Here is a 6,274-nt window from a genome sequence, read left to right on the forward strand (position 1 = left end):
CGAGTAAGGTTGAGATTATGAGTCCGAGAAAATTGTCTGATGGCGATCGCCAAGAAATCTTAGAGCTATATCGCAACACAGAAGAAACAACTTCGACTTTAGCGATTCGTTTCGGGGTGAGTAGTTCAACCGTTAGCCGTTTTCTCAAAATTAGTTTATCAGACTTAGAATATGAAGATTTGATACAAGAAAAGCGTTTAGCACGGACAACTCGCTCTTCAGGGGAAAATGATCCTCAAGCAGAATTAATTTTAACTCCCATCACAGAAGTAGAAACCACAGAATTATCTTCATCAGAGGAAACAAATTCTACACTGGAAATTATGAGTTTAGAGACGGAAATTATTGATGTATCGAAAAATCCTCAAGAAGAAAATCTGCTCAAAGAAACCCCTACAGAAGAAAATCCTCAAGAAGAAAATCTGCTCAGAGAAACTTTGATTGAAGAACATACTGTTAATATTAGTAAACCAGTACAAAAAAGCAGTCAAAAAATTGAGATAGAATCAGATAATTTGTTATCTCAACTCGAAGAAGAAAATATTATTAATTATACAGAAATAGAACAAGAAAGAGATTTTGATGATGACGATGATGATCTTGATTGTGTTAATGTTTTAGCCGCCATGTTTGGGGAAGATATGGACGATGATGATGACGATGAGGATGATGACGATGAGGATGATGAGATTGAATTTGTTAGTCAAAAAAATGTTAATACAGAACAGTTACAAGTATTACCTCTAGCTAAAGCGATTTTTCCCAGAGTTTGTTATCTTGTGATCGATCGTTATTCGGAATTAATTACTAAGCCGTTAAGAGAATTTGCCGATTTAGGTAAAATACCGGGGCTGGAAACTCAACAACAGACTTTACCAGTTTTTGATAATCATCGAGTAGCTAAAAGATTTTGCGATGCCAAAGGCACTCACAGCGCCCGCAAAGGTAAAGTAATTAAAGTTCCTGATGGTAGAATTTTACAAAAAACTTCGTCATTTTTACAGGCTAAGGGTATCAGTCGCATTCTTATAGATGGCAAGATATACTCTTTAAAAGACTCATAATTAAGTGTATCCCTTAAACAAATCTTAGATGAAAATTGGCTACCTTAAACTCGATGATGAAATAGTTAGCCAAAATCATTTAATTACGATGATTATTTTCGTAATAAACCCTCGCTCCAGCCCATTGTAGTTTTTCCCGTAAGGTTTGATAAAACGAGTGAGATTCTCTCAAAATAATAAATTGGGCTTGACAATCTGCCATTTGTACCCTTACCCATTGCCCGGGCCAAATTGAGGTTGCTAAAACTCCATCCATCCATAATTTATTATTCAGTTCGTAATCTCCTAGTGTCCAAATACTTACAACGGAACGAGGTGGTAAAATTAAAGGACGACTGGATAAACTGAGAGGACAAATAGGGGTAACGGCGATGCTACTCATACCAGGGTGTATAATAGGCCCATTAGCCGAAGCAGTGTAACAAGTTGAGCCAGTGGGAGTAGAGACAATTAAACCATCACCATGATATTGGTCAACTACTTCTCCGTCAACTTCCATTTCTAGTAAAGAGGTGGGCATTCTATCTAAACAGGCGGGTTTTACACACATCTCATTTAAGCAGAAAAAGCGATCGCTGACAGGTTCAATATTTTTCTGATTTCTTTCCCAAATTTGTGCTTCTAACATCATGCGTCTTTCCACGGCATATAAATCATTTTCTAAACGATTCCAAAGGCTTTGGGTGTCTTGAAATAGAGAAAAAGGTTCGGTTAAAAAGCCTAAATGTCCACCCACATTTACTGCTAAAATAGGGATACCTTCAGGGGCTAAATGACGAGAAGCGGCTAAAATAGTACCATCTCCCCCTAATATAATTCCTAAATCGATAGTTTGGGTAGCAGAAGCCAAAAATACGGGATAAGGGTTATCTTTAATTCCACTAGGACCTAATAATACTTTACATTGACGGGCTTCTAATTCTTTTGAGCATCTTTCAGCCCATGCCTTACTATCTTTATCCCCAGCTTTATAAGCAATAATTACTTGTTTTAACCGCACGATTTTTATATTGTAATTTTCTTTATTTTATCGGAAAAAATAACCTCAGATCATCTAAATAAACTTAAACATTTTTGATTTTCTTCTATTTTAACCAAGATAATCTCAGGTTAAATAATTCTAACATTTGATTTTTTTACTCTTTTCTGTTACAAGAATTATTAAAGCCCTCTGAATCTTATTTATATCTCATAAGTTATAGGTAATTTTAAAAAACAAGATGAATTTAGAAGATGCCTTACTTATTGTTAATCAATTAATTAAACCCATTCAATTAAATCATTTACAGGAATTAGTTTTTCAAGAATGTTGGTTAGGTAAAACTTATTACGAAATTGCGGAAAATTCTGGTTATGATCATGACTATATTCGAGGTATCGGTTCTCAATTATGGCAAATATTAGGAAATCGACTGAAAACGAAAGTAAGTAAAAATAATTTTCGTTCTGTTATCAGACAATATCAAAAAGACAAACAAACTCAAAATTCAGAAGTAATAACGTTAATTTCTGGGATTGAAAAAGAAGATAAAGTAAAAGAAAATGAGGTAAAATTAGAAATTCCAGAAGGTACAGTACCTTTAGATTCTCCTTTTTATATCGAGCGTTATCCCATCGAAGAGCAGTGTTATCAAGAAATAGTCAAACCCGGGGCCTTAATTTTGATAAAAGCACCATCTTTATTTGGTAAAACTTCTTTAAAAACTCGCATTATTAATCATAGTAAAAAATATAATTATCACCATGTTAAGATTACTTTTGGACAAGCTGATCAATCTTTATTTGATGATATAAATAAATTTTTACGCTGGTTTTGTGCTAATGTCGCCCGTCAATTAAATTTACAAATTAATCTAACTGAATATTGGGATGATGATTTAGGTAGTAAAATTAGTTGTACAATTTATTTAGAAAATTATATTTTAGAAACCATAGAAAATCCTTTAATAATTACATTAGATGAAGTTGATATTTTATTTGAATATCCTCAAATTACTACTAATTTTTTTCCGTTATTAAGATCATGGTATGAAGAAGCAAAAGACGTTGATATTTGGCAAAAGTTAAGGCTAATTGTTATTTATTCTACAGATATTTATGTCCCTTTAAATATTAATCAATCACCTTTTAATGTTGGTTTATCATTTCGTTTACCAGAATTTACGGAATCTCAAATAGAAACTTTTTCTAAACTCCATCAATTTAATCAAAATCAATTAGAGTTAATCAAAAAATTAACAAAACTTATTGGGGGGCATCCTTATCTTGTACGTCTAGCTATTTATTATTTAAAAACGGAAAAAATAGAGGAAAATAAATTTTTAGAAACTGCGACAACTCTCTCAGGTATTTATGGAAATCATTTATATAATCAATGGAGAAAAATACAACAATTTCCTAGTTTATTAAAAGCGATGGAAAAAATAGTAAATAGTGAAAAAACTGTTCAGATTGAACCAATCACAGCCTACAAATTAGAGAGTATGGGATTAATAAATTTACAAGGAAATGAAGTTAGTCCTCGTTGCTTACTTTATCGTATTTTTTTCCGAAATCAATTAGCCATTTTAAGAAATAATAATGACAGATCTTAATCAAGAATTTTCTTATCAAGTCGGTGGTAGTTTAGCCAAAAATAATCCTATTTATGTGGAAAGAAAAGCTGATAAGGAACTTTATCATAGTTTAAAAAATGGTCAATTTTGTTATGTTTTTAACTCCCGTCAAATGGGAAAATCATCCTTACGTTTGAGAGTAAAACATCAGTTAGAAACCGAAGGTTATAAATGTGCTTCTATTGATTTAACTATGATTGGTAACGAACAACTAACTCCATTACAATTATATTTTGGTTTTGCTTCTGAATTATGGCGTAGTTTGCGGTTAATCAATCAAGTTAATTTAAGAAATTGGTGGCGAGATTTAGACAATTTATCTCCTGTGCAAAAATTAAATCAATTTATTGAGGATATTTTAGGAAAATATATTAAAGAACAACTGTTTATTTTTGTAGATGAAATTGATACTTTAAAAAGTTTAAATTTTTCTACTGATGATTTTTTTGCTTTAATTCGTTTTTTTTATAATCAAAGGTGAGAAAATGATATTTATAATCGTCTTAATTGGGCTTTATTTGGTGTCACTTTTCCCTCTGAATTAATACAAGATAAAGCGAGAACTCCTTTTAATATTGGTAAAGCTATAGAATTAAAAGGGTTTGAATTTGATGAGACTTCTCCTTTAATCAAAGGTTTAAACGGAAAAGTGGATAATCCTCAAGCTACCCTTAAAGAGATATTAGCATGGACAGGAGGACAACCTTTTTTAACTCAAAAATTATGTAAATTAGTAGTTGATAATTCTCAGGTTTTATCTTCGTCAAAAATTACTAATTTATCGCCAATTTTTACTTCAAAAACTCCTTTTCTTTCTCAACTTATTACAGAATTTTTAACTCATCATAGTGAACTTAAAATTAAAATTTCTACTCTGATTAAATCTCAGATTATTCATCATTGGCAATATCATGATCATCCTGAACATTTGAAAACTATTTGCGATCGCCTTACAAAACAAACCAATAGTTATGATTTACTCAAATTGTATCAGGAAATTTTAGAAAATGGAAATTTAGTTAATAATAATAGTCCAGAAATTATACAATTATTATTATCAGGAATTGTTAATAAACAACAAGAACAAATTAAAATAAGTAATCCTATTTATCAAGCGGTTTTTAATCAAGATTGGCTTAATTTAGAAATAGCTAAACTTAAAGAAATTACTAGGAATATTGAGAAAGAAGATTTATGTCAAAAAGTTATGGAGATAATGCAACAATTAAAGGAAGAAAATCTTGTAATTTTAGGCAAATTAATAGCTACACAATATAGGGAAAAAGGAAAAATTCTAATAAATTCTTTAACTAAAAATCCTTAAATAAAAATTTGTTAATAATATTGATTAATTAATAATGATATAGTATAGAATGACAATAAGTAATGAATAAGAACCCATTATGTAATAAATATTTCTAAGTATTTCGGCAAATTAATTATATATAGCATTACTAAATCAGTTGTGGGATATTTAAAAATAGTAGAAAATGTTAAAATCTCAGTTTAACAAGGGGTTAACAAGGGGCTTAAGCTCATTCATTGCCTTGCGTCCAAATTTTTGATATTGACATTGCCACAAATCATTTAGGATTGCTATATAAGCAATGTAAAGGGTTTAAATTCCTTGTTACTCATTGTTATTCTCTATTTGAGAAAAATATGTAATTAATTTTGCTTACTTAAGAAGAATGGAAAATCAGGGATAAATCCCTTACTACAAACCGCTTAAAAATATTTTATGAAGAAGTTTAATAGGCATCTTACAAGTTATATTTAAGATCTCAAATCTAACACCAAATAGATGATTACTTAACGTCAGTTAGTTATTATTCAGATACAAATAAGGTTAAAGAAATGAATAAAAAAGATCAATATCTACATAAAAAAATTAAAAACTTACAAAAAGAAAATAAGTCTCTCAAAAAACAATTACAAATAAAAAGAAAAATTAAAGTTAAACTAAAAAATCAGTTAGCTAAAAATATTCAAGATTTAAACTTAACAATAGTTGATAAAAGCAATACATTAAAAAAAATAGAAAATAAATATAATCACTTTTTTAAATTATCTTTAAATTTGTTTTGTATTGCGGATACAAATGGTTATTTTTTAGAAGTAAATTCTGCTTGGGAAAAATTGCTAGGGTATAATACTGAGGAATTAACATCAAATCAGTTTTTTTATTTTATTCATCCTGAAGATCAAGAAAAAACCCAAAGAGAATTAAATAAAATAAAATCAGGAGAAAAAATTCGTAATTTTGAAAATCGTTATCGTTGTAAAGATGGTAGTTATCGCTGGTTACTTTGGACTTCAATTTTAGTTTCAACAGAAAATGTAATTTATGCCACTGCCAATGATATTACTGAGCGAAAATTAGCGGAAGAGAAATTATATCTAAGTAAAGAAGAATTGCGTTTAATTTTAGATTCGTTACCCATAGGAATTTCTTATATTGATAATCAACGGCGTTATCGTTTTGTAAATAGATTGCACGAAATATGGCAAAATAGCCCAAGGGATCAAATCATAGGAAAATATGTTTGGGAAAAATTAGGGAAAGAATCCTATGAAAACCAAGGGAAATTTTTA

General features: G+C 29.9%; 6 protein-coding genes. 5 read left to right on the plus strand and 1 reads right to left on the minus strand.

The genetic code is table 11. The features are described 5' to 3' along the window. The first annotated feature begins 17 nt into the window (after nucleotides 1-17). On the plus strand, nucleotides 18-1,064 hold the full coding sequence (locus FWJ34_RS06405; RefSeq protein WP_308254493.1) for a transposase: 1,047 nt from the start codon (nucleotides 18-20) through the stop codon (nucleotides 1,062-1,064). A gap of 79 nt (nucleotides 1,065-1,143) precedes the next feature. Here the strand turns inward: FWJ34_RS06405 and FWJ34_RS06410 are convergent, their stop codons facing one another. After that, nucleotides 1,144-2,064, minus strand: coding sequence for an NAD(+) kinase (locus tag FWJ34_RS06410; RefSeq protein ID WP_308254494.1), 921 nt, complete (start codon nucleotides 2,062-2,064; stop codon nucleotides 1,144-1,146). A gap of 220 nt (nucleotides 2,065-2,284) precedes the next feature. On the opposite strand from FWJ34_RS06410, the gene FWJ34_RS06415 reads away from it, so the two are divergent. From FWJ34_RS06415 to FWJ34_RS06430, 4 genes are all read left to right on the plus strand, one after another. Further along, nucleotides 2,285-3,658 (plus strand): AAA-like domain-containing protein, encoded by a 1,374-nt coding sequence (locus FWJ34_RS06415; protein WP_308254495.1) that lies wholly within the window; start codon nucleotides 2,285-2,287, stop codon nucleotides 3,656-3,658. After that, complete coding sequence (locus tag FWJ34_RS06420) at nucleotides 3,645-4,160, plus strand: AAA-like domain-containing protein (protein WP_308254496.1); 516 nt, start codon at nucleotides 3,645-3,647, stop codon at nucleotides 4,158-4,160. The genes FWJ34_RS06415 and FWJ34_RS06420 overlap by 14 nt, the downstream gene beginning before the upstream one ends. 168 nt (nucleotides 4,161-4,328) lie before the next feature. Further along, nucleotides 4,329-5,003, plus strand: coding sequence for a hypothetical protein (locus FWJ34_RS06425; protein ID WP_308254497.1), 675 nt, complete (start codon nucleotides 4,329-4,331; stop codon nucleotides 5,001-5,003). 533 nt (nucleotides 5,004-5,536) lie between these two features. Then, nucleotides 5,537-6,274 (plus strand): PAS domain S-box protein (locus tag FWJ34_RS06430; RefSeq protein WP_308254498.1); only part of this gene is annotated, 738 nt, incomplete at its 3' end.

The sequence above is a fragment of the Geminocystis sp. GBBB08 genome, assembly GCF_016743215.1.
Classification (GTDB): domain Bacteria; phylum Cyanobacteriota; class Cyanobacteriia; order Cyanobacteriales; family Cyanobacteriaceae; genus Geminocystis.

What these genes read in the sequence shown, in the direction of transcription:
- FWJ34_RS06405 (WP_308254493.1), top strand. Translation starts at nt 18, where the DNA reads ATGAGTCCGAGAAAATTGTCTGATGGCGATCGCCAAGAAATCTTAGAG.
- FWJ34_RS06415 (WP_308254495.1), top strand. Translation starts at nt 2,285, where the DNA reads ATGAATTTAGAAGATGCCTTACTTATTGTTAATCAATTAATTAAACCC.
- FWJ34_RS06420 (WP_308254496.1), top strand. Translation starts at nt 3,645, where the DNA reads ATGACAGATCTTAATCAAGAATTTTCTTATCAAGTCGGTGGTAGTTTA.